The organism is Campylobacter concisus (assembly GCF_015229955.1).
GTDB classification, from domain to species: domain Bacteria; phylum Campylobacterota; class Campylobacteria; order Campylobacterales; family Campylobacteraceae; genus Campylobacter_A; species Campylobacter_A concisus_AT.
This window is the reverse complement of record NZ_JAAKYZ010000001.1, coordinates 512,156-535,967: the sequence shown is the minus strand read 5'-3', so window position 1 is coordinate 535,967 and position 23,812 is coordinate 512,156. Positions and strand designations below refer to the sequence as shown.

Here is a 23,812-nt window from a genome sequence, read left to right as displayed (position 1 = left end):
CCTAAGTATCTAGGCTCTACTCATTTCTTAAAGTTTGAAGTACGTTTACTTCTGTGGCTTTTTTAGCTGGATAATAAGACGAGATAGCAACGATAAAGATAGCCCCAACTATTATAAGCATAAAGTCAATCAAAGAAAGTTCTAATGGCAGTTTACTTGAGCCATAAACGTCAGCCGGCAAGTCTATAATGTTGAAATTTCCAAGCAAAAATAGCCCTAAAAAGCCAAGTATCAAACCAAATATAATGCCACCCCCGCCGATTACTAGCCCTTGATAGAAAAAGCTTCTTTTTATCTCGCCTTTACTAGCTCCAAGCGCTAAAAGTAAGGCGATCTCTTGCCTGCGGTTCATCACTGTCATTAGCAGCGAGCTTATGATATTTAGCGAAGCCACAAGGATAATAAGCATCAAAACGATAAAAAGTGCTCGTTTTTCAAGTGCGAGCGCTGAGAAAAAGTTGCCATTTTGCTCCCACCAACCAATGGCAACAGTGCCAGCTGGAAGCCCTTCACGCACTCTTTTTATATCATCAAATGGCTTACTTGAAAAGATATGAATTCCATCATAAACGCCTTTTGGATAGTCTAAAATTTTCCTCAAAGCATCAACTGAAACATATGAAAATGCCTTGTCATAGGCGATTAGCCCAGATGTAAATGAGCCACCGATGTCAAATCGCTTCATCTTTGGCGTTAGCGAAAAGCCAGCTGGATCGGCCTTTGTAAAGATAAGCGTTAATTTCTCATCGTTTTTTAGTCTAAACTCACTCGTTATGCCACTTCCCACAAGTATCTCAAAACCATCTAGCTCTTTGTCTTTTAAAGCTTCGTTTACAACCGAATTTATCTGCTTTTCATCTTTAAAATTTACACCATAAACCAGTCCGCCCTCAAGCGCATTTGCCGAGCGGTAGATGACCTGCGTGCTTATAAATGGACTAAATTTTAGGTCGCTAAATCTAGCCTTGAGCTCATCAACAAAGCCATCATCAATAGAGCCTTTAAAGGCACTTTGAACGGTTATTGGATAGTTCATCGTAAAAAGTTTGCGCTCAAATTCTTTGTCAAATCCATTCATAATCGCCATCGCAACGATTAAGACCATAAGTCCGATGCTAACACCAAGAAAGGCAAGCAAGGCACTTAGGGTGATAAATGGCTGAGTTTTATCAAATCTTAAATATTTAAAAAGCAGGTACTTTGGTAAGCTTGTCATCAAATAGCCTTTAAAAGATTAAGGCGCTTTTGGCGCCTTAAAAGTAGAAATTTTAAGCAAATATGCCTTTTTTAGGGCCACTTTTTCCGTGGCAATCTTTATATTTTTTACCGCTTCCACAAGGGCATGGAGCGTTTCTTGGTATCTTTTTTTCAGGTGTAAATTTATCATCCTCGCCTTGGTTGTTATAGCTTAAATTTTCATTTTCGGCATTTTGGCTAGCTTCAAGCATCATTCTAGCTTGCTCTTCTTGCTCCTCACGGCTCTTAAATCTTACAACCTGAAGCGTCTTAACGCTCTCACTTTTTAGCCTGCTAACTAGCTCCATAAAGAGGTTATAGCTCTCTTTTTTGTATTCGACAAGCGGATCTTTTTGATTATACCCTCTAAGGCCGATACCGGTTTTTAGGATATCCATTTGATAGAGATGCTCTCTCCACGCATTATCAAGCACTTGAAGGTATAAAATTTTCTCTATCTCTTTTCTTTGATCTTCATTTAGCACGCTCATTTTTTCGTTATATCTTACTTCAAAAATTTGCGCAAGTTTTTCTATTAACTCATCATACTCTAGGCCTTTTAGCTCGCTCTCGTCTATCTCTTCACCGCAGTCTGCAAGGATGATAGAGCATAAATTTTTAATATCAAAGTCATCTTTCAAGCCGCCATGGAAAATTTCAGCTGTATCAAGTAAATTTGCAGCGTACTCTTTTCTATTTTGAGCTATCTTTTCGCTCATATCGTAGTTTTTATCAAGTAGCTCGTCGCGGTATTTATAGATAGTCTTTCTTTGCTCATTTGCCACATCGTCATACTCAAGCAAGTGCTTTCTAGCCTCAAAGTGCAAGCTCTCGACTTTCTTTTGAGCATTTTCAACCGCTCTTGTTACCATGCGACTCTCGATACTCTCGCCCTCGTCGATACCAAGCCTATCCATGATCGCTTTTATGCGGTCGCTACCAAAAATTCTTAAAAGATTATCTTCAAGACTTAGATAAAATCTACTCATGCCAGGATCGCCCTGACGTCCAGCACGGCCTCTAAGCTGATTGTCTATCCTTCTACTCTCGTGCCTTTCGGTACCGATGATATATAGACCACCTAAATTTCTAACCTCATCATCGATCCTGATATCAACACCGCGTCCAGCCATATTTGTAGCGATAGTTACAGCGCCTTTTACACCAGCTTGTGCGATGATCTCGGCCTCTTTTTCGTGGTTTTTAGCATTTAGCACAGAGTGTGGGATGCCAACTTTTTTAAGCATCTCATGAAGCACCTCACTACGCTCGATACTTGCAGTTCCCACAAGCACTGGCTGACCCTTTTCGTGGGCTTTTTTAACTTCGTCGATAACTGCTTTAAATTTCTCATTTTGAGTTTTATAGATAAGATCGTTTTGATCGATCCTCTTAACTGGCAGGTTTGTAGGGATCGAGATAACTTCGAGGTTGTAAATTTGGGAAAACTCAGTGGCTTCTGTCTGGGCCGTACCAGTCATACCTGCAAGCTTTTTATACATCCTAAAGTAGTTTTGATATGTTGTATCGGCTAAAGTTTGGCTCTCTTCTTGGATTTTTACGCCCTCTTTTGCCTCAAGTGCTTGGTGGAGTCCCTCGCTAAAGCGTCTGCCTTCGCTTAGACGTCCAGTAAATTCATCAACAATGACTACCTCGCCATCTTTTACGACGTAGTGCACATCTTTTTCAAAGAGATTGTGAGCTTTTAGAGCTTGATCTAGGTGGTGGCTTAGTATGGCGTTTTCAAGGTTGTATAAATTCTCAACACCAAATAATTTTTCAGCCTTGCTTATACCAGCTTCTGTGATCATTATCGTTCTATTTTTTTCATCTACTATAAAGTCTCCCGTTGGCTTTGAGCCTGGCACGTTTGGATCGGCTGGAGTGCCTCTAGTAAGCTGTTTTGCGACCTGGTCAGCTCTTATATAGCCATCAAGCGTGCGGTTTGTTGGACCTGAGATTATAAGCGGTGTTCTAGCCTCATCTATCAAGATACTATCGACCTCGTCCACGATAACGAAGTTGTGGCCTCTTTGCACCTTTTGACCAGCTTCAAATTTCATGTTGTCACGAAGATAGTCAAAGCCAAATTCTGAGTTTGTGCCGTATGTTATGTCGGCGTTATACGCAGCTTGTCTTACGTTATCATCGTATCCACCACTTAGTATCACATCTACGCTTAAGCCTAAAAAGTTATAAAGCTCGCCCATTTGCGTAGCGTCACGCTTTGCAAGGTAGTCATTTACGGTTACTACATGCACGCCCTTGCCACTCATCGCGTTTAAGATAACTGGTAAAGTCGCCACCAAGGTCTTACCCTCGCCCGTTTTCATCTCAGCGATCCTACCCTCGTTTAGCACCATGCCGCCAATTAGCTGCACATCAAAATGGCGCATCTTAAGCACCCTTTTGCTAGCCTCTCTAACGATCGCAAAAACATCATTTAAAATTTGATCTAAAGTGACTTTTTCTTCTACTACTTGGGCTTTTAGCTCGTTAAATTTTATCTTAAGCTCATCGTCGCTCATCTTCTCATAAGTTGGTTCTAGCGCATTTATCTGCGCCACACGTTTTATATATTTTTTGACTTCTCTATCGTTTTTCGTGCCAAAAATCTTTCTAAATACCGATGAAATCATTACTTTACCTTCCTAAATTTTTAAACTTTGGATCTTAGCATAGTTTAACTATTTATTTAATTAAACTGGGCTAGAATACGCCAAAAAAGGATAAAAAATGAAAAAATTTCTAGTTGCATCTCTCGTCGCAGTTTGCTCATTTGGTGCTGGCTTAAATTTCAAAAGCCTTCAAAGTGACTTTACGCAAACTGTTTTTAGCGAAGGCAAAAGTATAAATTACAAGGGTAGATTTTACGCAAAAAACGACAATACTGCACTTTGGATATATGAAAGTCCAACACCAAAGAGAATTTATTTTAACAAAGAGCGTGTGATCGTGATTGAAGACGAGCTTGAGCAAGCCATCATTTCAAAGCTTGATGATACGCCAAATTTGACGCAAATTTTAGCTCACGCAGAGCAAATTCAGCCGACACTTTATAAGGCGATATATGACGGAGTTGAGTACTTTATAACCATTAAAAACACTCTTCCAACGACGATTGACTATAAAGATAAACTTTCAAATAAAATAAAAATAACCTTAAGCAACCCAGTAAAAGACGCACTCATACCACAAGAGACGCTAACTCCTGTCATTCCTCAAGGTTATGACATTGTAAATCAATAAATTTGGCTAACTTTAGCCAAATTTATTCACTTCTCTCCAAAATCTTTTCCAAATTCTTGAACGTTATTTAGATCGATAGGCTTTTGAACTACATCATTTGGGTCTGGTGAGATGATGATCTCATTGCCCTTTTTCTTCTTTTCTGGTTTTGTTACAATTTCTTCATTTACACTTGGATCGGAGCATAAATTTTGGCTTTTTATTGCTTTTATGATCTCGCTTAGCTCAAGATTATTTATCACTTTTATATTTAAGATAAGCACATCATCGATATCAAGAGAGTGCTTTTTGGCTGCGTATTTTATGAAAAGCTCTTTAAATTTCTCTTTTCCCATTGAGGTTAAAATATCTTCCACGTAAAAGCTACCAACTATTATGTTTAAAGCATCAAGTACATACGCTTCATTTTCTTCAACATCACGTCCAACAACTTCAAGATTCATATTTATCTTTTTTGTTAAATTTTGTCCAGCTTTTGAATAAATATCTGTTTGAAAATCTCTTACTTTTAGCACGTCTGCAAATGCAAAAATACAAAAAGCAAGGCTTAAAAATAGCTTTTTCATAAATTCTCCTTAATATGCAAAAATACGTTTTCTTGGTAAAATTTCTTAACTTCGTCGTCAATTTTAACCACTTTTCTTAAATGCTGCCTAAAATCACTTTTTTTATCATAAAAAAGTTTTAAATTTTTAGGACTTACTGCACGAGAAAGTGCGACGTAGAGTTGTCCTTTGGCAAAAATGTGGTTGATATTACAAATGAGCGAGTTTATGCTCATTCCTTGAGATTTGTGGATAGTTAGAGCGTAAGCAAGTTTAAATGGAAACTGATAAAGCGATGCCTGCACATTTTCTTCGATCTCATCTTCGTTTAAATTTAACGAACTAAATATATAAGCAGCTTTTTCTATCTCGCAAATTTCACCGCTATCTTTTTTCACGATCACGCTTGAAATGACTCCGTTTTCTTTTAAGATTTGCATGATCTTGCCTTGCTCGCCGTTATAGTACTCACCCCATTTATTTGACGTAAAGATGATCTTAGCGCCTATCTTCATCTCCAAATCCCTTGAGATATTTAGCGTATTTGCCCATTTTTCAAACTCTTTTTTATCTAAATTTTCATCCAAAATGCTCACATCTGAGTTTGAAATTTCAAGTGGCGTGCTAAGTTCTGAAAGCCTTTTTTGATTTAGCATTTCAGCCTCGGCATTTCTGCCAAAAAGCACACTCGTATCATCATCTGGCTCTATCTTGGTCACTCTTAAACTCTCTATATAGCTCATTATTTCATCATCTAACTCACCAACTCTAAGACGAGAGAGAATCTCATAAAATTTAAGATCATTTGTGCGTTTTGAGACTAGTAGCTCAACATTTGTAAATTTCATATCCTCCCACGCACTGGAGTTAAAAGCGTATAAAAAATTAAAAAGCCTATTTTCGTTTTGCTCCTTTTGCACTGGCGGAAGCTGATAAAAATCGCCCACTATAAGCACCCTACCTTTAAATTTGGAAGTAAGTAGTCGGTATCTTATCATCTCCATTAAATCTGAGCTCACCATTGAAATTTCATCAATTACAAGCAGATCACATGCATCTAGCATATTTCTTAGCTTGCTTAGTTTGTCTTTTTGATGATAGTCAAAGCGCCTTAGCTCCTCATAGTCCTTGCAGTAGCCAAATTTAAAAAAGCTATGCAAGCTAACTCCTCCAAGGCTAACGGCACTTATGCCAGTTGAGCCAAGGATTATGACGTTTTTAAAATTTTCTTTGTAGTGTATGATGATGGAGGCCGTTAGATAGCTCTTGCCAACACCTCCGCCACCTGTTAAAAAGACGTTTGAGCGAGATAAAATTTCTAAAATTTGCTCTTTCATCTACTCAAACATCTCTGGGCGATACTCAAAGTGCATCGTATCAAAGTGCTTCCAGCGTCCACCCCAGATAAATTTATGTTTTTCAAAAACACGCACTATCTTTTCAGGAATGAGATTTTGATAGCCCTTGCTCCACTGCCAGTAGTGGCTCTTTTTCACATTTATATCGATCGCGATGCCGTAGCTGTGCGCACTCAAGCGGTTTGTACCAGCAATAACTCGCCACTTAAATGTCCCACCTGGATCTTTTAAATACTCAAGCAAACTCATATCATGTTTTACCATCTCATTTAGCTCATTACTTACATCTTGTAAAGCGGCTGCAGCTCCATTTTTAGAGTTAAATGGTAGTTTTAGCGCAAGGCTATCTTTTAGCCAAACGACATCTACCAAATTTGCTTTTACCTCGCTCTCGCTTGAGCCATAAATTTTGCCTAAAAACTCATAATTTCTGCATCTGCCAGCATCGCTTAGTGCGGTGCTAAGCGGCGAAAATGCAGCGTAATCAAGCGCATTCATATCCTCTATATCAGCACCGATACTACACTCATCATCTTTTTGTTTAAAGTCATCATAGACAAATATTGTTCCATCACCAAATTTGACCAAATTATCCTCGACCTTAACATCATAAGCCCTTTGTAAAGCTGAAATTTTTCTAGCTTTATCGCTTATTACATTTTCGGGCTTTATCACATTTATAGAATCAACCTTTGAAATGAGCAAATTTGAGTTTTGTATATCGCTTCTATTTTGTCCGATGTTTAACGTAGTTACTGCCGTAGCACCGATTAATGCCCTGCCGTTATTTTCGGTTTTTAGTCCCCAAGCATCATGTACCACGTAGATATCATCGCCCTTGTATCCAGCGTAAAGCATGATATGTCCTGGCAGATGCACAAGCGTAAGATATGGCACACCTTTTTCTTTTATCTCTTTTGTCTTAGCAGCGTTACTAAGTCCTTTTAGATCAAATTTTTGTCCCATATTTGCTTGAGCCCTTGAGTTTCTAGGCAGCCACACGCCAAAGCTTGCTAACAAATCTTTAGTAAAAAGTGAGCAATCCCTTAGCTTATCGACCCCGCCCCAGCCATAAGGCTGAGTAAGAAGGGAGCTAATAATTGTTTTTAGATTTGAGTCATTAAATTTAAGAGGAAAAAGAGCGCCAACAGACTTTGGCAACACAAATTCTCTCAAGAGATTTCTTACATAAATTTTTCCGTAGTAGTTTTTACTATCCTGAGCCAAAACAGGCAGTATCGCTCCAACTCTTGAATAAAACAAGAAATTTCCAGCCTTATCATAAACTGGCATCTTGTCCGTTTTTATAGTCACAAAACTTGACTTTTGATAGGCATTTGCCTCATCGTCGCTTATAAATTTTATATCCTCGACCTTTACCCAGCCCCAAACCGCATCATCACTAACAAACGCCCATGCCCTATCTTTAGAAAGATGTGAGATAAAAAGTGGATGAGCGATGCTTAGGGTTGATTCTTGTAGATAATCAAACGGATAGCCCTCTCCTGGAGTTTGCGGATTTAAAAATATCGGCTCATCGGTTGGAAAATTTCTTAAAGCTGTGTTTGCCGAAGTTAGAGCATAAGCAGAGATGCTTGAAAGAGCTGAAAAATTTGCATTATCCTTTTGTGCGTCAAACCAGCTTTGTGGTATCTGTCTAAAATTTGAGCCAAAATACTTTCTCTTTTCGCTTGGCTTATATATATTAAATGCCCAAAAGACATCGTTTGGATTAAATTTTACGCCCCTTAATGTAAAAACCTTAAACCTTCTTTTTAAAATTTCCTCTTGGTCAAAGCTTGCACTTTGTATATTTTGCGGTAGCGACGAGGCATCTTGCTTCATTTCAAAATCAAGCAAACTAATGCGTTCATTTGGCTTATATACATTTTCATCTGGTAAAGAATTTTGCACACTTGGCTTTGGTTGGGTCTGCGAACATCCCAAAAACAAAGCAACGCTAAATGCTAAAAATATACCCTTTTTCAACTTTTTTCCTTATCTTTAAATATAGCTTCTACGATTAAAACAAAAACGTAAAACATCCTTTCATTATTGTTTTTACAAATTTGCTTCATCGTCTCATTCTCTTTTTACTTTTATATCGTTTGAGTTTTTTCTTTAAAACCTCACCCACTTTTACATCATTGAGAGCATTTACAAAACCTTACCACGACGCACTTAAAGATTACCTCAAGCATAATGTTGTCTTTTAGTTTATCAAACATCAAGCCGCACTATCTCATCTTCACTAAAAACTAAAATTTTATTTTCTTTTAGCAGTTTTGCTGTGATGCCATCGCCTAAAATAAGTCTCTTACTAAAGCTTCCGTCATAAATTTGCCCACTTCCGCAGCTTGGACTTTTTGATTTTAAAATAGCCTTTTTGCAGCCATTTAACTTTGCTATTTTTAGGCAAATTTCTGCTCCTTTTTTAAAATTTTTACTCACATCTTTACCTGAAAATTTACAAACAACCGCACCATTTTTCATCTCAGCCGGTTCTCTTGGCGTGCTAAGTCCACCGTAAACCTCTGGACAAACAAAAAGCAGATGATATCTCTTTGAAATTTCATCCAAAACATCTTTATTTAAGAGATTATTTTCGCCGTTAAATTTACAATTTATGCCGACTAGGCAAGCACTTATTAAGATTTTTTCTCTCAAAGTCCAGCTTCTTTTAAAAGTTCACCAGCATAAATTTCTCGGAGTTTGCTTGAAATTTCTCCTACTTTTGCGCCATTTATTGCCCTGCCATCAGCATAGACGACTGGTAAGAGTATGAGCGTAGCAGCCGAGATAAAGACTTCATCAGCACCATAAACTTCATCCATGCTAAATTTTCGCTCCTCTATCTTAAGGCCGATATCTTTAGCGATCTTTAAAAGTCTCATTCGGCGAATTCCTGGCAAAATTTCATTTGAAAGTGGTTTCGTGATTAAAGTTTTATCCTTGATAATAAAAGCACTTGAGCTACAGCCCTCTGTGACAAAGCCATTTTCCACCATAAAGCCCTCGTCTGCGCCTTTTTTGTGAGCTTCATTTTTAGCGTAGCACTGAGCTAGAAGAGAGATAGATTTGATGTCGCGCCTCTTCCACCTGATGTCCTCGACACTTACCACCTTTATGCCAGTTTTTGCAGCAGGATTGTTTAAAATTTCACTCTCGTAGCAAAAGATAAAGACGCTTGGTGTTAAATTTTCCATAAAATAGAAATTTCTAAACGCCACGCCTCTTGTTACTTGCATGTAAATTCCGCCCTCTTTTAAGGCGTTTCTTGCGATTATCTCGTTTAAGATTGCCTCAAATTTTTCCTTTTCGTAGGGCAAGCTTATATCTATTTCATTTAAGCTTCTTTCAAATCTAGCCCAAAACCCATCTTTATCAACCATTTGTGAATTTATCACAGGCACAACCTCATAAATTCCATCACCAAATATAAATCCTCTATCAAAAGCACTAACTTTTGCCTCGTCTTTTTGCAAAAATTCTCCATTTAAAAAGACGGTTTGTAAAGCTTGATCTGCCATTTTTAGCTCCTTAAATTTTGGGCAAATTGTATCTAATTTTGTTTGAATTTATAGATTCTTAGATATAATGAGTCAAAATTTCAAAGGTAAAAAGTCTATAAAAAATGCAAGAAACTTTAAAAGATAGAATCATAAAAAACGTTTTTTTTGTTTCAAAACAGCCAGTTTTATTCAGGGATCTACTTGAAGCGAATGCCCTTTTTAACGAAGGTATGCTAATAGATGGAGCAAAGCTAAATTTTAGATTTAATCATATCAAGCTCTATCAGATTTACGCACTTATCTGTTTTGTCATTTTATTTCCATTGTTAATCATCACGCATCATTTTTTAGCAAAAACTGATGCACACATATCGATAATAGCGACTGCTGTCGTTACTTCGGCCGTTTTCATTGGCTTTGATATGTTTAAAGTTTGGGCAAGAAGAGAGATAAGTCACGATCTTATTAAGAAAGCTTGGAGTGTGCATTTTCCATATTTTAGCTATGAAAAATACTCAAGCAAGGTCGAAGAAATTTATAATACTGCTATAAAAAATGACATATCAAAAAAAGATTTAGAACAATATATATATGAAAAGCTAATCTCTCAAAAAGAAAGTAATTAGCAAGTTAAGCTTGGCTTTGTTTATTGAGTTAATTTTATTTTTGTGCAGTCGTATACAAAATGGCTAAATTATTTGCCAATATAATTGAATCGCAAAAATTTAGATGAGAATAAATAAAGCTTTAAATGTTTCGTTATTTCCATTGACGCTCTTGCATATTATTTAAAATTTGATTTTTATAACGTAAATTTTCGAGCTTTATATTAAGAGCTCTATTTTCCTCTAAAAGCATATCTCGCTTACCGCTGATGTCGGCTATATCCCTACTTATATAATAAATCTGATTTGCTATGTAAATTTTTGGCAAAAATATAGCTAGAGCTATAAAAACAGCTAAATAGACCATCACTAATGTCTTAAAGCTTAAATTTACCTCACGTTTTTGCTCCTCGTCGTGAAGCGTTAGTAGCTCTTCTTTTTCTTGCATCTTTATCCCTTTATCTTAAAAACCCGCAGTTTTGCGCTCTTGCTTCGTGAGTTTATCTTTAACTCATTTTGGCTTGCTGTTAGTGGCTTTTTGGTTAAAATTTCTCCTAGTTCGTGATTGTTTCCGCATTCACATCTATAGACGCCAGGTAGGCAGATACAGCTATTTGCCCATTTTTTAAAGCGCTCTTTTACGATCCTATCTTCAAGCGAGTGAAACGTAATAATTGCCACAAGACAATCTTTAAACCCACATTTTTCTATACTATCAAGTAAATTTGTTAGCTCATCTAGCTCACCATTTACCTCTATCCTGATGGCTTGAAAGGCAAGTATTGCAGGGCTAACTCCGCGTCCTTTTATCTGGGCTGTACCTATTAAATTTGCAAGCTCTTTTGCACTCGTTATCTTGCCTAAATTTCTAGCATTTATAATCTTGTTTGCAATCCCGGCAGCATTTTTTAGCTCGCCATAATCTCTAAAAATTCTAACCAACTCATCAAAAGAGTATCCATTTACAACGTCAAATGCGCTAAAATTTCGCTCTTTGTCCATTCTCATATCGAGCGTACTTGAGCCAAGACTAAAGCCTCTATCATCTTTATCTATCTGAAGCGAGCTAACACCGATGTCGGCCAAAATTCCTCTAACATTTAAAATTTCTTCTTGACTTAGCTTACTAATCATTTCAGAGAAGTTACTTTTATAAATTTTAACTCTACTACCAAATGGCTCAAGTTTTTTTAGTGAAAAATTTATAGCTTCGTTATCTCTATCACAGGCAATTAAATTTAAATTTTTATTTTGAGACAAAATGGCACTAGAATGTCCGGCATATCCAAGCGTGCAATCTATAAAATTTCCATTTAAATTTTTAAAAAAAGATAGGACTTCATCAAGTAAAACACTGATATGTGGACTTTGCAACGCTGCCTCTTTATAGTAAATAGTGTGGAAAATTTATCGAAATTTTACTTAAAAAGCTATCATTACACAAAATTTTACATAAATTTTAAGATAGCTTAAATATAATCGCTTAAATGTAGGAGAAAAAATGGAGCTAGAACACTCAATAAATGAGATAAAAACGATATCACTTTCTATGTTTAGAAAGAATTTTTTTGGCGTCTTTCACGGCTCAATTTCAGCAAGAGTCGAAAAAAATCAATTTATAATCAATAAACAAAATGCCATTTTTGATAATTTAAAAGATGACGACTTGACGCTTCTTTCATCAAAAAAAGACTATCGTTGGAATGAAGCTAGTCTTGATGCTGATATACACTTAAATATTTATAAAAATATAAATGAGGCGAGATTTGTTTGCTACGCAATGCCACCATACGCAACTGCCTACGCAATGAAACATGAAAAAATAGTACCGAAAGATTATTTTGGGTATATGAGATTTGATAAAATTTCTGTTTATGATCCAAAACAATATGATGACTGGTATGAACGTGCAGAAACTGAAATTTATAGATATATGCTAGAAAAAAATACAAATATTATTATCGTTAAAGGATATGGCATTTACGCATACAGTAGAAGCCCTCAGCTTCTTGCAAAAGAGATAGCTTTGCTAGAAAATAGTTGCAAATTGCTTCATTTAACTAGTGGTTATAGCGATTATAGTATTTAAAAATTTTGCTAACAATACTAAAAAATTGTTAGCAAAATTCTTCACAAAGGTATTTTTAAAGCCCCTATTTTAAGCTTATTTAAGGCAATTTTATATAATATATCATACAAATTTCGTTAGTCTTTTAAAGGAAAATTTAATGTTGTCTTGGATGCAAAAACATAAAAAATACCTAGTTGTTACCATTTGGGTAAGTACAATAGCCTTTGTTGGAGCAGGCTTTGTAGGCTGGGGAGCATATGATTTAAATAGCAATCGAGCCACTTCGGTAGCAAAAGTAGGACACAGAAATATAAGCATTCAAGAACTACAACAAAAATACGATAATTTGTATCAATACTACAATAATCTTTTTGATGGTAAATTAACACAAGAAAAGGCCAATGAGTTAGGCTTACAAAATGCTGCACTTCAGGCTACAATTCAAGAGAATTTACTATTAAATTTTGCAGACGATATAGGTCTTAGTGTTAGTAAAGATGATATTTTAAAATATATAATCGCTGATCCAACATTTCAAAAAGATGGTGCTTTTGATAAAAATTTATACTACGATATTTTAAGAAGAGCCAGAATAAACCCAACCGATTTTGAAGAAAATTTAAAACTAACAATACTACTTGATAAACTTAGAACTATTTTAAATTTACCAGCCAGCAAAGAAGACATTGCAATGATGGAAGCAAGCTTTTTTATGCAAGATAAATTAGCAATACAGATAATAAATGCTAATCAAAGTGATATAAAAATAGATGAAAAAGAGCTAAAGAATCTTTGGGAAACAAAAAAAAACAACTATATGACAAAGACTATATACGGTCTTGAAACATACTTTATAGAGTCAAACAAAAATGATGTAAATCAAACTACTTTGAGTGACTACTACAACGAAAACAAGGAGAGATACAAAGGCTCTGATGATAAAATCAAATCATTTGACGAAGTAAAGACTGAAGTTATCAAAGACTACAATATCGAGAAAAGCAAGACTGATGCTTTAAAAAAATATACCTCTATCAAAAAAGCTGAGCTTGCAACAAATGAATTTGTTAGTATAAATGAAGATAATGCGACATTCTCACTTGATGAAATAAAAGGTGCAAAAGTTGGTGAAGTTATAAAACCATTTACATATAAAGATGGATATTTGATAGTTAGAGTAAAAAGTATAACTCCTCCACAACCTATGAGTTTTGAACAAGCAAGAGCAATGGTACTTGAAATTTACAAAGATAAAAAGAAAAAAGAAAACTTAACAACTATGGCAAAAGAGTCTTTACAAAATTTCAAAGGAACTGATATAGGCTTTATCAGTAGAGATATAAATAGCTCTATCTCAGGACTAAATGAAAGTGAAACTAGAGCTTTTGTTTCTCAACTTTTTGAAACTAACAACAAAAAAGATTATGTTATATTAGAAGATAAGGCCGTTATATACGATATTTTGGAACAAAGGTTGCTTGTAGATAATATAGATAATAGCTATAAGCAAATAACACAGCAAAACGTTACGATGCTTAAAAATAATGAGTTAATAAAAGATTTAACAAACAAACTAAAAAAATACTATGAAATTAAAGAATATATCAAAAGGTAATTTATTTTGAGTACAAAAATTTTAGGTATAGATGTCGGCTCTTTTCAGATTTGTGCAGTAATAGCACAACATGATGAAAATGGCATTAAGATAATTGGAATTGGGACTGAAAAAACACAAGGAATAAGAAAAGGTGTTATAACTAATATTGAACAAGCTGCAAAGTCTATAAAAAATGCATTAATAGAGGCACAAAGAGTTGCAGGAACACGCTATGAAAAAGTCATAGTTTCTATTTCTGGTGCGTATACAAAAAGCGTTGACAGTAGTGGTGTAGTGAATATACCAAATCATGAAATAGGTATAAAAGAGATCGAACGTGCTATGCAAATGGCCGATCATACAGCTGATATACCTCATGAGTATGAAAAACTACATGTTCTTCCTTATAATTTTAAAGTAGATGGGCAAGAACATATTGAAGATCCAATAGGTATGAACGGTAGTAGGCTAGAAGTACAAACACATATTGTTACAGTACAAAAGTCATCTATTAGCAACCTAAGAAAAGCAGTAAATTTAGCAGGTGTTCAACTAGATAACATAGTCCTTTCAGGATATGCTTCTGCAATAGCAACATTAACAAAAGACGAGAAAGAGCTTGGTGCCGCACTTGTTGATATGGGTGGTGCTACTTGTAATCTTGTGGTACATTCTGGAAATTCTATAAGATATAACGAATTTTTACCTGTTGGCTCAGCAAACATTACAAATGATCTTTCTATGGCTCTGCATACACCTCTTCCAAAGGCAGAAGAAATAAAATTAGGTTATGGTGCTTTAATAAATAAGTCAGTTGATCTAATAGAACTTCCGATCCTTGGAGATGAAACAAAAAGCCACGAAGTTTCACTAGACATAATATCAAATGTTATATATGCCAGAGCAGAAGAAACCCTTATGGTACTTGCTAAGATGCTAGAAGATAGCGGCTATAAAGATAGCATTGGTGCTGGAATAATACTTACTGGCGGTATGACTAAGTTAGAAGGTATTAGAGATCTTGCATCCGCAATATTTGACAAAATGCCGGTTCGTATAGCAAAACCAAAAGAAATGGATGGATTATTTGAAATTTTAAGAGACCCAGCAAATTCTTGTGCTATAGGGCTTTGTTTGTATGGTGCTGGCAACTTTAGCCCATACGAGATTGATTCTGAGAAAAAAATGAGATACCAAGGGGAAATAGCCTCAAAACCGAAAGCAAATTTTAGAAATGTTTTTGTAGAAGAAGAAAACGTACAAAATTTTGGACAAGAGGTGCAGGATCCAAATGAAAAAGAGGATAGTTTTTCTGATAAAGATTTTGAATTAGAGATAGCAAATAAATCAAAAAACAAAGAAGAGCTTGCCAATATTGCGGATATTAGCAAACAAGAAAAAAAGCCAAATGCTTTTGCAAAATTTTGGTATAGTATTACACAATTATTTTAAGGAGAATTTCAAAAATGAGTAGCTTCACAGTAGAAGAAAATAAAAGCATCTATGGTGCAAAGATAAAAGTCGTAGGTGTAGGTGGAGGTGGTGGCAATATGGTCAACCACATAATAAGAGTTAATCCAAATTTAAATATAGATCTTATTGTTGCTAATACAGATGCTAAGGCTCTTGAAAATTCTCTTGCACATACAAAAATACAGCTTGGAGAAAAGACGACAAAAGGCCTAGGTGCAGGCATGAGACCTGAAATAGGAAAAGCTGCTGCTGAAGAGAGCTACGATGAAGTAAAAAGTGCACTTGAGACATCAGATATAGTTTTTATCGGTACAGGACTTGGTGGTGGAACTGGTACAGGTGCAGCTCCAGTAGTTGCTCAAGCTGCAAAAGATATTGGTGCACTAACAGTTGCAGTTGTTACTATGCCTTTTATGTTTGAAGGAAAAAAACGTAGAAAATTGGCTGATTGTGGCCTTGAAGAGCTCAGGAAAGAAAGCGATTCTATTGTTGTCATACCAAACGATAAACTCTTAACACTAATTGATAAAAATGCTGGCATAAAAGAAAGCTTTGAAATGGTTGATGAAGTACTTGCAAGAGCCGTCAATGGCATGAGTACGATTGTACTTGACTCAGGAAAAAGCGATATAAATCTAGACTTTGCTGATGTTAGAACGATTATGAGCCATAGAGGACTAGCTTTAATGGGCGTTGGCGAAGCAAGTGGCGAAGATGCAGCACAAGAAGCTATAAAAAATGCTATACAATCACCACTTCTTGATAATATGACAATAAATGGCGCATTTGGTATTTTAGTTCATTTTAGAATAAGCCCTAGTTGCCCACTAGCTGACATCAATAATGCGATGAGCATTATTCATGAGGCAGCGGATGAAGATGCTGAAATTATATTTGGTACAACAACTGATGACAAAATAGAAGATAATAAGGTTGAAGTTACAATAATAGCCACAGGTTTTCAAAGCTCACAAAAAGAAACTGAAAAAAAAGATGAAGTACAAACTTCTAATGCAAACGATATCATAAAAAAAGAGCGTATATTAAGACTTAAAAAAGTTAGTGGTGGATATGACGAAGACTATATGTCACAACTTGATGTGCCATCATTTATGCGCCATCAAATGGACTAATAAAAAATAAACTCCTTAAAATTTCTAGAGAGCTTTTGCTCTCTAGCTTATTAAAAATTTACAAACTTTCAAATCTAAAAACTTAAAATTTAAACTCCAAGTTGTGCTTTTACAAAATCACTTGCCATTTGTATATTCCACTCAGGCTCCCAGACAAGATCGATCTCACACTCTTTGACACCTTCTATATCAAGCACGGCAGTTTCTACCCAGCCAAGTATCATTTCGTGCAGTGGGCAAGATTTGGTTGAAAGCGTCATAGTAACCTTTGCTTTGCCATTTTCATCGCAACTCGCATCGTATATAAGTCCGAGCGAAACGATATCAAAGCCAACTTCTGGATCAACGATATTTGACAGTGCGTTATAAATTTTTTCTTTCATTTTTTATCCTTTAAAACCAGTAAATCTAAAAATATTTATTATATTTATCGATAGCAAAACTATACTAATAGCTATAAAAATCATACCTGCTTGCACTAAACTTTCTAGTTCAAAGCAAGTTGAGAGAAGATAGCAAAGAAGCGAGATAGCATTAAAAGCTATACCAAAATAAGCTATCTTTTTTAGTATCATAGCATCAAGAAGTGGCACTTTTACCTTTCCAACAAAAGGTGCTACATAGTGATACCATATGAGAAATGGTGCAATCTTGTAAAGATGAGCTACGATAAAAGCAAATAAAAAGCCATATATTAAAAAATATGCAGCTAAATTTAATTTGTCTAAAGCTATAAAAACAGCAGCACCAAGCAAAGCCACCAACGAAAGCACGATATTTACATTCCAGTAATCATACGCCTTTCTAACGCGCTTTTTTAAAATATAAAGTGCTTGAGCTATAAAAAGTAAAGCCGCCACACATATTGACAAAATAGACAAATTTTCATTAAAAGCTAGTAAGATACCACCCATAATATAGCATGCTAGTGAGGCTTTACTAAGTGTAAATTTTAGATCATGAGCCAATGCAAACATAGGTAAGAGTACACTAGCAGCTCCAAGTATCACAAGAAACACAAAACCTAGCACAAAATAAACGTGAAATTTTAGTGTCATCTCAAAATCAAGCATCAACGTACCGCCAAGTATCATAAGCAAGCAAAAACCAAGCGTTATTCCAATTAGCAAAAAGATAGCTGAAACAAAAAGTGCAAAGGCTGCAAAGCTCTTTTTTTCATTATCCATAAAGCTTAATGCGTAAGTCGTTGCAAAAAAGGCAAGTGAGCAAAAAAGCAAAACTCCACTAATTTGTAAAATTTTAGCCTCAGCAAATAACATCCCGTAGCACATGCCCAGCAACGATAGACAAAAAATAGCCAAATTTGAAATAGCACCTTTTGCAGTAAAAAATGGCTTTTCTAATATGACTGAGGTTAGCTGATAGAGTGCTCCGATGATAATGCTCATAACAAAGCCAACAAAAAATATATGCAAAAAACCAGCTGTATTTAGCGAGCTAATCGCATCAAAATCTGCATAAAAGAATGCCGGCACACTTAATGCTAAAAAGAAAATTCCAGCAATAAAATATCCACCAACTAACTTAAATGGTGGTGCGTAAGTATTTAAAAGCATCTTAGTGGCAAAGACTCATATCTACGTCTTCTATGTTTGCACCGTCTTTTAGGCTAAAAATCATCTTTACAGCCCCACCATCTATATCTTCACGCTCTATATCAAAGCTCTTATCTATCTTTGGTATAAGACCAGCTGGAAATTTATGATTTAGCATCATAATTTTTGTGTCTTTATCAGCAAATTTAATAGCGATTAATGCATTGACCATTGGCTCTGGCGGCACGCAAGGACGTGAATCAAAGCCAACAAAATTTACACCATTTTCATTAAATTTATAAAATGGCACAGTTGCACCATCGACATTAAACTGCTCTGCGTTTTTGAAAAAATCGCTCATTTTTTCTCCTTTTAATTTTGGAGAATTATACTCTGATTAAACTTTTCAAACTATTGATTTGCTTCAACAAAAGCTATTTTACATAAGGTATAAATTCCTCATACCCTAGTCTTGCCATATCTTCAAGCGGTATAAATTTAAGGCTAGCACCATTTATGCAATATCTTAGCCCGCCCTTATCGCTTGGACCATCATCAAAAACATGACCAAGGTGCGCGTCACTATTTTGCGACTTAACTTCGACCCTTTTCATCATAAAAGAGTTATCCTCCTTATATGAAAGAGCTGTTGTCGTGATAGGCTTTGTAAAGCTTGGCCAGCCACATCCTGCATCAAATTTATCTGCACTTGAGAAAAGTGGCTTTCCGCTCGTTATATCTACATAAATGCCTTTTTTATCAAATTTATCATACTCGCTGCTAAATGGCCTCTCAGTTGCAGCTTCTTGCGTCACGGCATACTGCTCACTACTTAAATTTTTCTTTAGCTCATTTTTACTAAGCGGCTTAAATTTTGCCTCATCATAAAGCGGTTTATCAGCTAAGCCTAGATCGATATGGCAGTATCCAAAAGGATTTTTATCAAGATAGTCTTGATGATACTCCTCACCTAAGACGAAATTTTTAAGTGGCGCCACCTCAACCACGATCTTATCTTTAAATTTCTTTTGCTCTATTTTCATAAAGCTCTCTATCGTTGGCAGATCACTTTCGCTCACATAGTAAATTCCGCTTCTATACTGCCTACCAACGTCATTGCCTTGTTTATTTAGTGAGGTCGGATCGATCACTCTAAAAAAGTGAGCCAAAATTTCAGCTAAAGCGACTCTGTTTTCGTCGTATTTTACATAAAGCGTTTCAGCATGATCGCTCTCATGAAGCTCGCGGTAGCTAGTATTTTCGCTCTTGCCATTCGCGTAGCCTACCTTTGTATCCACTACGCCAAGTATCTTTTTAAAATATCCCTGCATGCCCCAAAAGCAGCCACCTGCTAAATAAATTTCTTTCAAATTTTGCCCTGCCATCGTCTGTTCCTTTAAAAACTCATCTTTTGCCATCAAATTTACACCCAAAAATACCGCCAAAACCAAGAGAAAATTTAACATCTTTTTCATGAGAACTCCTTTTTTGAAGGATTATATAAAATTTAAAGTTATAAAGTGTGAAGTAAGGGGCAAAGCGCCCCTAAATTTTAATGTAAAAAGTGTCTAACACCAGTGAAATATAGCGACATGCCGTGCTCATCGGCAGCCTCTATCACCTCATCATCTCTTATGCTGCCGCCTGGCTCGATGACGCATTTTACGCCCACTTTGCTGGCGATGTCGATGCTGTCTCTAAACGGAAAGAACGCCTCGCTTGCAAGCACGCAGCCATTTAGGTCGATCTCAAGCTCTTTTGCCTTCGCTACGGCCGCACGAGCAGCGTCCACACGGCTAGTCATACCCATGCCGATAGCCACCATCGCGCCATCTTTTACATAAACCACGCAGTTGCTCTTCGTTAGCGCAGCCACTTTCCACGCTATCTGAGCGTCTTTTAGCTCGCTGCCAGTTGCAAATTTCTTGCTCATTTGCTTCATATTTTCAAGCTCTTCGTCTTTTACAAAGTCTCTTTCTTGAAATACAAAGCCACCATCGATGTGCTTAAAGTCAAATTTATCATTTGCACGCACTAAAAATTTATTATCCTGAGTGAAAATTTTGATGCGTTTTTTACTCTCAAATACTTTAAGCGCGGCATCATCGACATTTGCAGCGATGATTACTTCAACGTAAATTTCATTTATCTTTTTAGCTAGCTTTTCATCAAGTGTACCGTTTATTGCTACCACGCCGCCATATGCTGAGATCGGATCGCATTTAAGTGCGGCCTCGTAGCTCTCAAGCAATGTATCTTTTACTGCAAAGCCGCAAGGATTGGCGTGCTTGATAATGGCCACTGCTGGAGCGTCATCAAAGCTAGTTGCAAGCATTAAGGCGCCATTTATATCGGTCATATTATTGAAACTTGCCTCGCCTTTAAGAGCTCTAAAGTTGTTTGTGAAGAAATAATCAAACTCATAAAGCGCGCCTTTTTGGTGTGGATTTTCGCCGTATCTAGTGTCAAAAACCTTGCTTCCCACGATAAATCTAGCATCACCAAAACCGCCATTAAACCTATCATTCATATAGTTTGCGATCATGCTATCATAAGCCGCTGTATGCTCGAACGCCTTTATCATCAGCGATCTTCTAAACTCATAATCATCGCTTTTCTCTCTTAGGCGCTTTAAAATTTCATCGTAGTCAAGCACGCTTGTAACGATAAACACGTCTTTAAAGTTTTTAGCAGCGCTTCTTACCATGGCTGGGCCGCCGATGTCGATATTTTCGATGATCTCGGCAAAGTCATCAGTCCTAATCGTAGTCTCTTTAAATGGATATAAATTTACGCAAACTAGGTCGATGCCCTCGATGCCGTACTTCTTTGCCTGAGCCATGTGCGTAGCGTCGTCACGTTTGTGCAAGATGCCGCCATGTATCTTTGGATGAAGCGTCTTTACCCTGCCCTCGAACATCTCAGGCGACGCCGTAAATTCGCTAACCTCAGTGGCTTTGACGCCCTCAGCCTTTAAAAGTTTATAGGTGCCACCGGTTGAAAGTATCTGCCAACCAAGCTCTTCTAGCCCCTTTGCAAACTCTACAATGCCCTCTTTATCGCTAACGCTAAGCAATGCTCTCATTTTTTCTCCTTTATTAAATTTTTATCTTTTTGTTAAACACATACCTTTTGCAAGCAGAAGCTGCCCCATTTTTATATCTTTTGCGATATTCTTTATCGATAAGGCTTCTAGCGTAACCATAACATTTGCAGCTGCATCTATATAATAGTCTTTTCTCTCTACAAAGTTTTCACGCTTTTGACCAACAATATCAACGCTAAAGGCATAGCTTGAAATTTGATTGCCATCAAAATATCTTGCATCTAATACGCTTAAATTTATAGGCTCCTCTTTCTCAAGCGCCTCGCATATCGGCTTTTTCGAGCTAAATTTCATCACCTTTATGCCGCGATCATACGAAAAGATATACTCACTAATTTCATTTAATTTTTTTGCTTGAACTGACATAATGTCGCTCTTGTTGCCATCTTTGTCGACAAATATTATGCTCACATTGCTATCTTTAACATCGTAGTTGCTGATGACTAACTTTTGATCTTGATAAAGCTCGCTTTGTGTAAGCTTAAATTTTATCTCTTTTCCATCGATATTTACCACTTTAAAATCATTACAAAAGCCAGCCACCGCTAGCAGCAAAATAATAAATTTCTTCATCTAAACTCCAAATTTCTCTTTTAATCGCCCATAAGCCTCATTTATCTCCTGAAGCTTCTTAGTCGAGCGCTCTATCACCTCTTTGCTCTCGCCTCTGCCCATCAAAATGTCAGGGTGATACTGCCTCACAAGCTCTTTGTAGCGAGCCTTTACCTCATCAAGGCTTGCATTTTTGCTAAGTCCTAAAACCTCAAATGCATCGTTTTCTTGGTTCATCTCATCGTGATCCGCTCCAAATCTCGAGCCATAAAAGCTATCAAATTTAAAGATTATCTCATCAAGCGTCTCTTTATCGATGCCAAATCCATAAGCGATATTTCTTATAACATCTTGCTCGCTTTTATTAAATTCTCCGTCTATGTAGGCTAAATTTAGAAAAAAAGTAAGCCTAGCCACGCAGGTATCGTAGTTTAGATTAAAGGCGCGCTTGTAGTTTCTGGCGGTTTCATAGGCGTTATCTACATTTTCTTTTTGGCTGTTATAAACCTCCTTTAGATACTCGCGCACGCCGCTAACACCGCTAACTTTTTGGCTTAGATCATCTAGCACTTGAGTGATCAGCCTAGCCTCTAGCTCGCTAACTCTGCCGTCACTTTTAGCGACTTTTGCAAGCAGTGAGACTAGAAATTTAGCCTCATCTACATTTGCTTGTTTCTTGCGGTTACTACCTATTTGGACATTCATAAATAAAAATATCGCACCGCCTAATATCAGTAAAAACAAGACTCCAGACATATTACCACAAGTGATAGATTGTATTTTTTATCTTGCCATTTACTAGCTCATTTTTGCGCCACGAGCTCTCGTCGTTCATCACGTTCCAGCGGCGCTCCTCAGGACGATAAAACCAGTCTTTATCGATCTGATAGTAAATTTGCTTGCCGTTTGTCTCGATGATGTTTGCGATGTTGTTATCGTGATAGCTGTTCTCATCGTAGTCGGTAAAGGCGCGCTGTCCCATCTCCGAGTAAAGCAGTGTTAGCTCCTGAAGCATCTCGTTAAGATCATCGTCCATTTTCTTGACATGCAGGCCGATCTCGTGCGCCTCTCTAAATAGGATTGGATATTCATGAGCTGGGTAGTCACCATTTAGCCTTTCAGAAATTTCTACAATCTTTTTATCATCCTCGATGTGATACCTAAGAAGCTCGGTGCAAATCTTAAGCGATAGCGAGCTAGCACGATCAACCGCACCAAAAACCAGCGGATGGATATACTCATATAGCGAATTATAAGGGTTTGTGTCGTTTGGCCTATCTTTATCTTGTTCCTTCCAAAGCTTGACCACACGACTAAGTTCGTCCATCGAAACACTCACAAGCTCATTGCCTTTATTTGTCGGACTAAGCTCGTGTTTGAGTGAAGTATCAACAGGCGTTAGATAGGCAAGTGGGCCCATGACGATCTCATTTGCACCAAGTGCCATCATGGTAGCAGCTGAGGCACAGTTTGCAGGTATTAGGGCTATTAAATTTTTGCAGTAATTTCTAAGTGTGGTGATGATCCTAAGAGCGGCGATACCGCTTCCGCCATCACTTTTTATAAAAAGATAAGCAGTATCTATCTTTTTACCCTTTAAAATTTCATACATAGCACTCGCGTCATTGCCACAAACGCTACCAGCATTTGAATTATAGTAAGTTATCAAAGTAGCATTTAGTCTTTTTTCGATTGATTTTATTAAATTTTGTGTCTTACTAAAAAGCACCGGCGGTTTTGCTACGCCTCGCTTTTCAACTTGTTCTGCTTCCTTTTGCTCATTTTCAGCCTCAGCGACCTTGCCCTTTTTCAAAGCCAT

Annotated in this window: 22 protein-coding genes and 2 pseudogenes; 6 read left to right on the top strand and 18 right to left on the bottom strand. The window is 36.7% G+C overall.

Annotated features, from left to right (window positions below; all coding sequences use genetic code 11):
- Positions 1–16: 16 nt before the first annotated feature.
- From G6W45_RS02750 to secA, 3 genes and pseudogenes are all read right to left on the bottom strand, one after another.
- Positions 17–1,216 (bottom strand): ABC transporter permease, encoded by a 1,200-nt coding sequence (locus G6W45_RS02750; RefSeq protein ID WP_194167436.1) that lies wholly within the window; start codon positions 1,214–1,216, stop codon positions 17–19.
- 52 nt (positions 1,217–1,268) lie between these two features.
- Positions 1,269–1,370, bottom strand: a pseudogene (locus G6W45_RS10055) (SEC-C metal-binding domain-containing protein); the annotation flags it as partial.
- A gap of 108 nt (positions 1,371–1,478) precedes the next feature.
- Positions 1,479–3,875, bottom strand: a pseudogene (secA, locus tag G6W45_RS02745) (preprotein translocase subunit SecA); the annotation flags it as partial.
- A gap of 97 nt (positions 3,876–3,972) precedes the next feature.
- Between secA and lolA the strand changes: the two are divergent.
- The gene (gene lolA, locus G6W45_RS02740; RefSeq protein ID WP_194167434.1) at positions 3,973–4,485 is read left to right on the top strand and encodes a LolA-like outer membrane lipoprotein chaperone; all 513 of its coding nucleotides are present in this window, start codon (positions 3,973–3,975) and stop codon (positions 4,483–4,485) included.
- A 26-nt stretch (positions 4,486–4,511) separates the two neighbouring features.
- Here the strand turns inward: lolA and G6W45_RS02735 are convergent, their stop codons facing one another.
- From G6W45_RS02735 to G6W45_RS02715, 5 genes are all read right to left on the bottom strand, one after another.
- Positions 4,512–5,051 carry a hypothetical protein gene (locus tag G6W45_RS02735; protein WP_087584339.1) on the bottom strand — a complete coding sequence of 180 codons (540 nt, stop codon included), beginning with the start codon at positions 5,049–5,051 and terminating at the stop codon, positions 4,512–4,514.
- Complete coding sequence (locus tag G6W45_RS02730) at positions 5,048–6,367, bottom strand: ATP-dependent DNA helicase (RefSeq protein ID WP_194167433.1); 1,320 nt, start codon at positions 6,365–6,367, stop codon at positions 5,048–5,050. The genes G6W45_RS02735 and G6W45_RS02730 overlap by 4 nt, the downstream gene beginning before the upstream one ends.
- Complete coding sequence (locus G6W45_RS02725; protein ID WP_194167432.1) at positions 6,368–8,377, bottom strand: bifunctional C40 family peptidase/M15 family metallopeptidase; 2,010 nt, start codon at positions 8,375–8,377, stop codon at positions 6,368–6,370. It lies immediately after the preceding gene.
- Between the two features lie 231 nt (positions 8,378–8,608).
- A complete protein-coding gene (locus G6W45_RS02720) occupies positions 8,609–9,055 on the bottom strand; it encodes a 2-thiouracil desulfurase family protein (RefSeq protein ID WP_194167431.1) in 447 nt (148 codons plus the stop codon).
- Positions 9,052–9,918, bottom strand: a complete 867-nt coding sequence (locus G6W45_RS02715) for a D-amino acid aminotransferase (RefSeq protein ID WP_194167430.1) — start codon at positions 9,916–9,918, stop codon at positions 9,052–9,054. The genes G6W45_RS02720 and G6W45_RS02715 overlap by 4 nt, the downstream gene beginning before the upstream one ends.
- Positions 9,919–10,022: 104 nt before the next feature.
- Here G6W45_RS02715 and G6W45_RS02710 point away from each other — a divergent pair, with 104 nt between their 5' ends.
- The gene (locus tag G6W45_RS02710; protein WP_021090515.1) at positions 10,023–10,526 is read left to right on the top strand and encodes a hypothetical protein; all 504 of its coding nucleotides are present in this window, start codon (positions 10,023–10,025) and stop codon (positions 10,524–10,526) included.
- Positions 10,527–10,659: 133 nt separating this feature from the next.
- Here the strand turns inward: G6W45_RS02710 and G6W45_RS02705 are convergent, their stop codons facing one another.
- The gene (locus G6W45_RS02705) at positions 10,660–10,953 is read right to left on the bottom strand and encodes a hypothetical protein (protein ID WP_021090986.1); all 294 of its coding nucleotides are present in this window, start codon (positions 10,951–10,953) and stop codon (positions 10,660–10,662) included.
- 2 nt (positions 10,954–10,955) lie between these two features.
- Complete coding sequence (gene rsmH / locus G6W45_RS02700; RefSeq protein ID WP_194167429.1) at positions 10,956–11,879, bottom strand: 16S rRNA (cytosine(1402)-N(4))-methyltransferase RsmH; 924 nt, start codon at positions 11,877–11,879, stop codon at positions 10,956–10,958.
- A gap of 127 nt (positions 11,880–12,006) precedes the next feature.
- Between rsmH and G6W45_RS02695 the strand changes: the two genes are divergently transcribed.
- The 4 genes from G6W45_RS02695 (at position 12,007) to ftsZ (ending at position 16,779) form a co-directional block, all read left to right on the top strand.
- The gene (locus tag G6W45_RS02695; protein ID WP_084108231.1) at positions 12,007–12,594 is read left to right on the top strand and encodes a class II aldolase and adducin N-terminal domain-containing protein; all 588 of its coding nucleotides are present in this window, start codon (positions 12,007–12,009) and stop codon (positions 12,592–12,594) included.
- A 139-nt stretch (positions 12,595–12,733) separates the two neighbouring features.
- The gene (locus G6W45_RS02690; RefSeq protein ID WP_194167428.1) at positions 12,734–14,191 is read left to right on the top strand and encodes a peptidylprolyl isomerase; all 1,458 of its coding nucleotides are present in this window, start codon (positions 12,734–12,736) and stop codon (positions 14,189–14,191) included.
- Between the two features lie 6 nt (positions 14,192–14,197).
- The gene (gene ftsA, locus G6W45_RS02685; RefSeq protein ID WP_194167427.1) at positions 14,198–15,625 is read left to right on the top strand and encodes a cell division protein FtsA; all 1,428 of its coding nucleotides are present in this window, start codon (positions 14,198–14,200) and stop codon (positions 15,623–15,625) included.
- A 14-nt stretch (positions 15,626–15,639) separates the two neighbouring features.
- The gene (ftsZ, locus tag G6W45_RS02680) at positions 15,640–16,779 is read left to right on the top strand and encodes a cell division protein FtsZ (protein ID WP_103624034.1); all 1,140 of its coding nucleotides are present in this window, start codon (positions 15,640–15,642) and stop codon (positions 16,777–16,779) included.
- Positions 16,780–16,868: 89 nt separating this feature from the next.
- On the opposite strand, the gene G6W45_RS02675 is transcribed toward ftsZ, so the two are convergent.
- The 8 genes from G6W45_RS02675 to G6W45_RS02640 all read right to left on the bottom strand — a co-directional run bounded on the left by G6W45_RS02675 (position 16,869) and on the right by G6W45_RS02640 (position 23,812).
- Positions 16,869–17,162 carry a metal-sulfur cluster assembly factor gene (locus tag G6W45_RS02675; RefSeq protein ID WP_021091019.1) on the bottom strand — a complete coding sequence of 98 codons (294 nt, stop codon included), beginning with the start codon at positions 17,160–17,162 and terminating at the stop codon, positions 16,869–16,871.
- Positions 17,163–17,165: 3 nt separating this feature from the next.
- A complete protein-coding gene (locus G6W45_RS02670; protein WP_194167426.1) occupies positions 17,166–18,356 on the bottom strand; it encodes a peptidase M50 in 1,191 nt (396 codons plus the stop codon).
- 1 nt (position 18,357) lies between these two features.
- Positions 18,358–18,696, bottom strand: coding sequence for a hypothetical protein (locus tag G6W45_RS02665; RefSeq protein WP_107770490.1), 339 nt, complete (start codon positions 18,694–18,696; stop codon positions 18,358–18,360).
- Between the two features lie 73 nt (positions 18,697–18,769).
- Positions 18,770–19,810: a peptide-methionine (R)-S-oxide reductase MsrB gene (gene msrB / locus G6W45_RS02660; RefSeq protein WP_194167425.1), complete on the bottom strand. Its 1,041-nt coding sequence runs from the start codon at positions 19,808–19,810 to the stop codon at positions 18,770–18,772.
- 77 nt (positions 19,811–19,887) lie between these two features.
- Positions 19,888–21,420 (bottom strand): bifunctional phosphoribosylaminoimidazolecarboxamide formyltransferase/IMP cyclohydrolase, encoded by a 1,533-nt coding sequence (purH, locus tag G6W45_RS02655; RefSeq protein WP_194167424.1) that lies wholly within the window; start codon positions 21,418–21,420, stop codon positions 19,888–19,890.
- Positions 21,421–21,441: 21 nt separating this feature from the next.
- Entirely contained in the window at positions 21,442–22,014 is a 573-nt protein-coding gene (locus tag G6W45_RS02650; protein ID WP_194167423.1) for a hypothetical protein, read from the bottom strand.
- Entirely contained in the window at positions 22,015–22,749 is a 735-nt protein-coding gene (locus tag G6W45_RS02645; protein ID WP_194167422.1) for a TerB family tellurite resistance protein, read from the bottom strand.
- Between the two features lies 1 nt (position 22,750).
- Entirely contained in the window at positions 22,751–23,812 is a 1,062-nt protein-coding gene (locus G6W45_RS02640) for an SDH family Clp fold serine proteinase (protein ID WP_194167421.1), read from the bottom strand.

Excerpts from the sequence above, each read along its gene's own strand:
- G6W45_RS02730 (WP_194167433.1), bottom strand. The coding sequence starts at position 6,367 with ATGAAAGAGCAAATTTTAGAAATTTTATCTCGCTCAAACGTCTTTTTA.
- G6W45_RS02750 (WP_194167436.1), bottom strand. The coding sequence starts at position 1,216 with ATGACAAGCTTACCAAAGTACCTGCTTTTTAAATATTTAAGATTTGAT.
- G6W45_RS02675 (WP_021091019.1), bottom strand. The coding sequence starts at position 17,162 with ATGAAAGAAAAAATTTATAACGCACTGTCAAATATCGTTGATCCAGAA.
- G6W45_RS02645 (WP_194167422.1), bottom strand. The coding sequence starts at position 22,749 with ATGTCTGGAGTCTTGTTTTTACTGATATTAGGCGGTGCGATATTTTTA.
- G6W45_RS02715 (WP_194167430.1), bottom strand. The coding sequence starts at position 9,918 with ATGGCAGATCAAGCTTTACAAACCGTCTTTTTAAATGGAGAATTTTTG.
- msrB (WP_194167425.1), bottom strand. The coding sequence starts at position 19,810 with ATGAAAAAGATGTTAAATTTTCTCTTGGTTTTGGCGGTATTTTTGGGT.
- G6W45_RS02705 (WP_021090986.1), bottom strand. The coding sequence starts at position 10,953 with ATGCAAGAAAAAGAAGAGCTACTAACGCTTCACGACGAGGAGCAAAAA.
- purH (WP_194167424.1), bottom strand. The coding sequence starts at position 21,420 with ATGAGAGCATTGCTTAGCGTTAGCGATAAAGAGGGCATTGTAGAGTTT.
- G6W45_RS02735 (WP_087584339.1), bottom strand. The coding sequence starts at position 5,051 with ATGAAAAAGCTATTTTTAAGCCTTGCTTTTTGTATTTTTGCATTTGCA.
- G6W45_RS02640 (WP_194167421.1), bottom strand. The coding sequence starts at position 23,812 with ATGGCTTTGAAAAAGGGCAAGGTCGCTGAGGCTGAAAATGAGCAAAAG.
- G6W45_RS02690 (WP_194167428.1), top strand. The coding sequence starts at position 12,734 with ATGTTGTCTTGGATGCAAAAACATAAAAAATACCTAGTTGTTACCATT.
- G6W45_RS02650 (WP_194167423.1), bottom strand. The coding sequence starts at position 22,014 with ATGAAGAAATTTATTATTTTGCTGCTAGCGGTGGCTGGCTTTTGTAAT.
- G6W45_RS02710 (WP_021090515.1), top strand. The coding sequence starts at position 10,023 with ATGCAAGAAACTTTAAAAGATAGAATCATAAAAAACGTTTTTTTTGTT.
- G6W45_RS02695 (WP_084108231.1), top strand. The coding sequence starts at position 12,007 with ATGGAGCTAGAACACTCAATAAATGAGATAAAAACGATATCACTTTCT.
- lolA (WP_194167434.1), top strand. The coding sequence starts at position 3,973 with ATGAAAAAATTTCTAGTTGCATCTCTCGTCGCAGTTTGCTCATTTGGT.
- G6W45_RS02665 (WP_107770490.1), bottom strand. The coding sequence starts at position 18,696 with ATGAGCGATTTTTTCAAAAACGCAGAGCAGTTTAATGTCGATGGTGCA.
- G6W45_RS02670 (WP_194167426.1), bottom strand. The coding sequence starts at position 18,356 with ATGCTTTTAAATACTTACGCACCACCATTTAAGTTAGTTGGTGGATAT.
- ftsZ (WP_103624034.1), top strand. The coding sequence starts at position 15,640 with ATGAGTAGCTTCACAGTAGAAGAAAATAAAAGCATCTATGGTGCAAAG.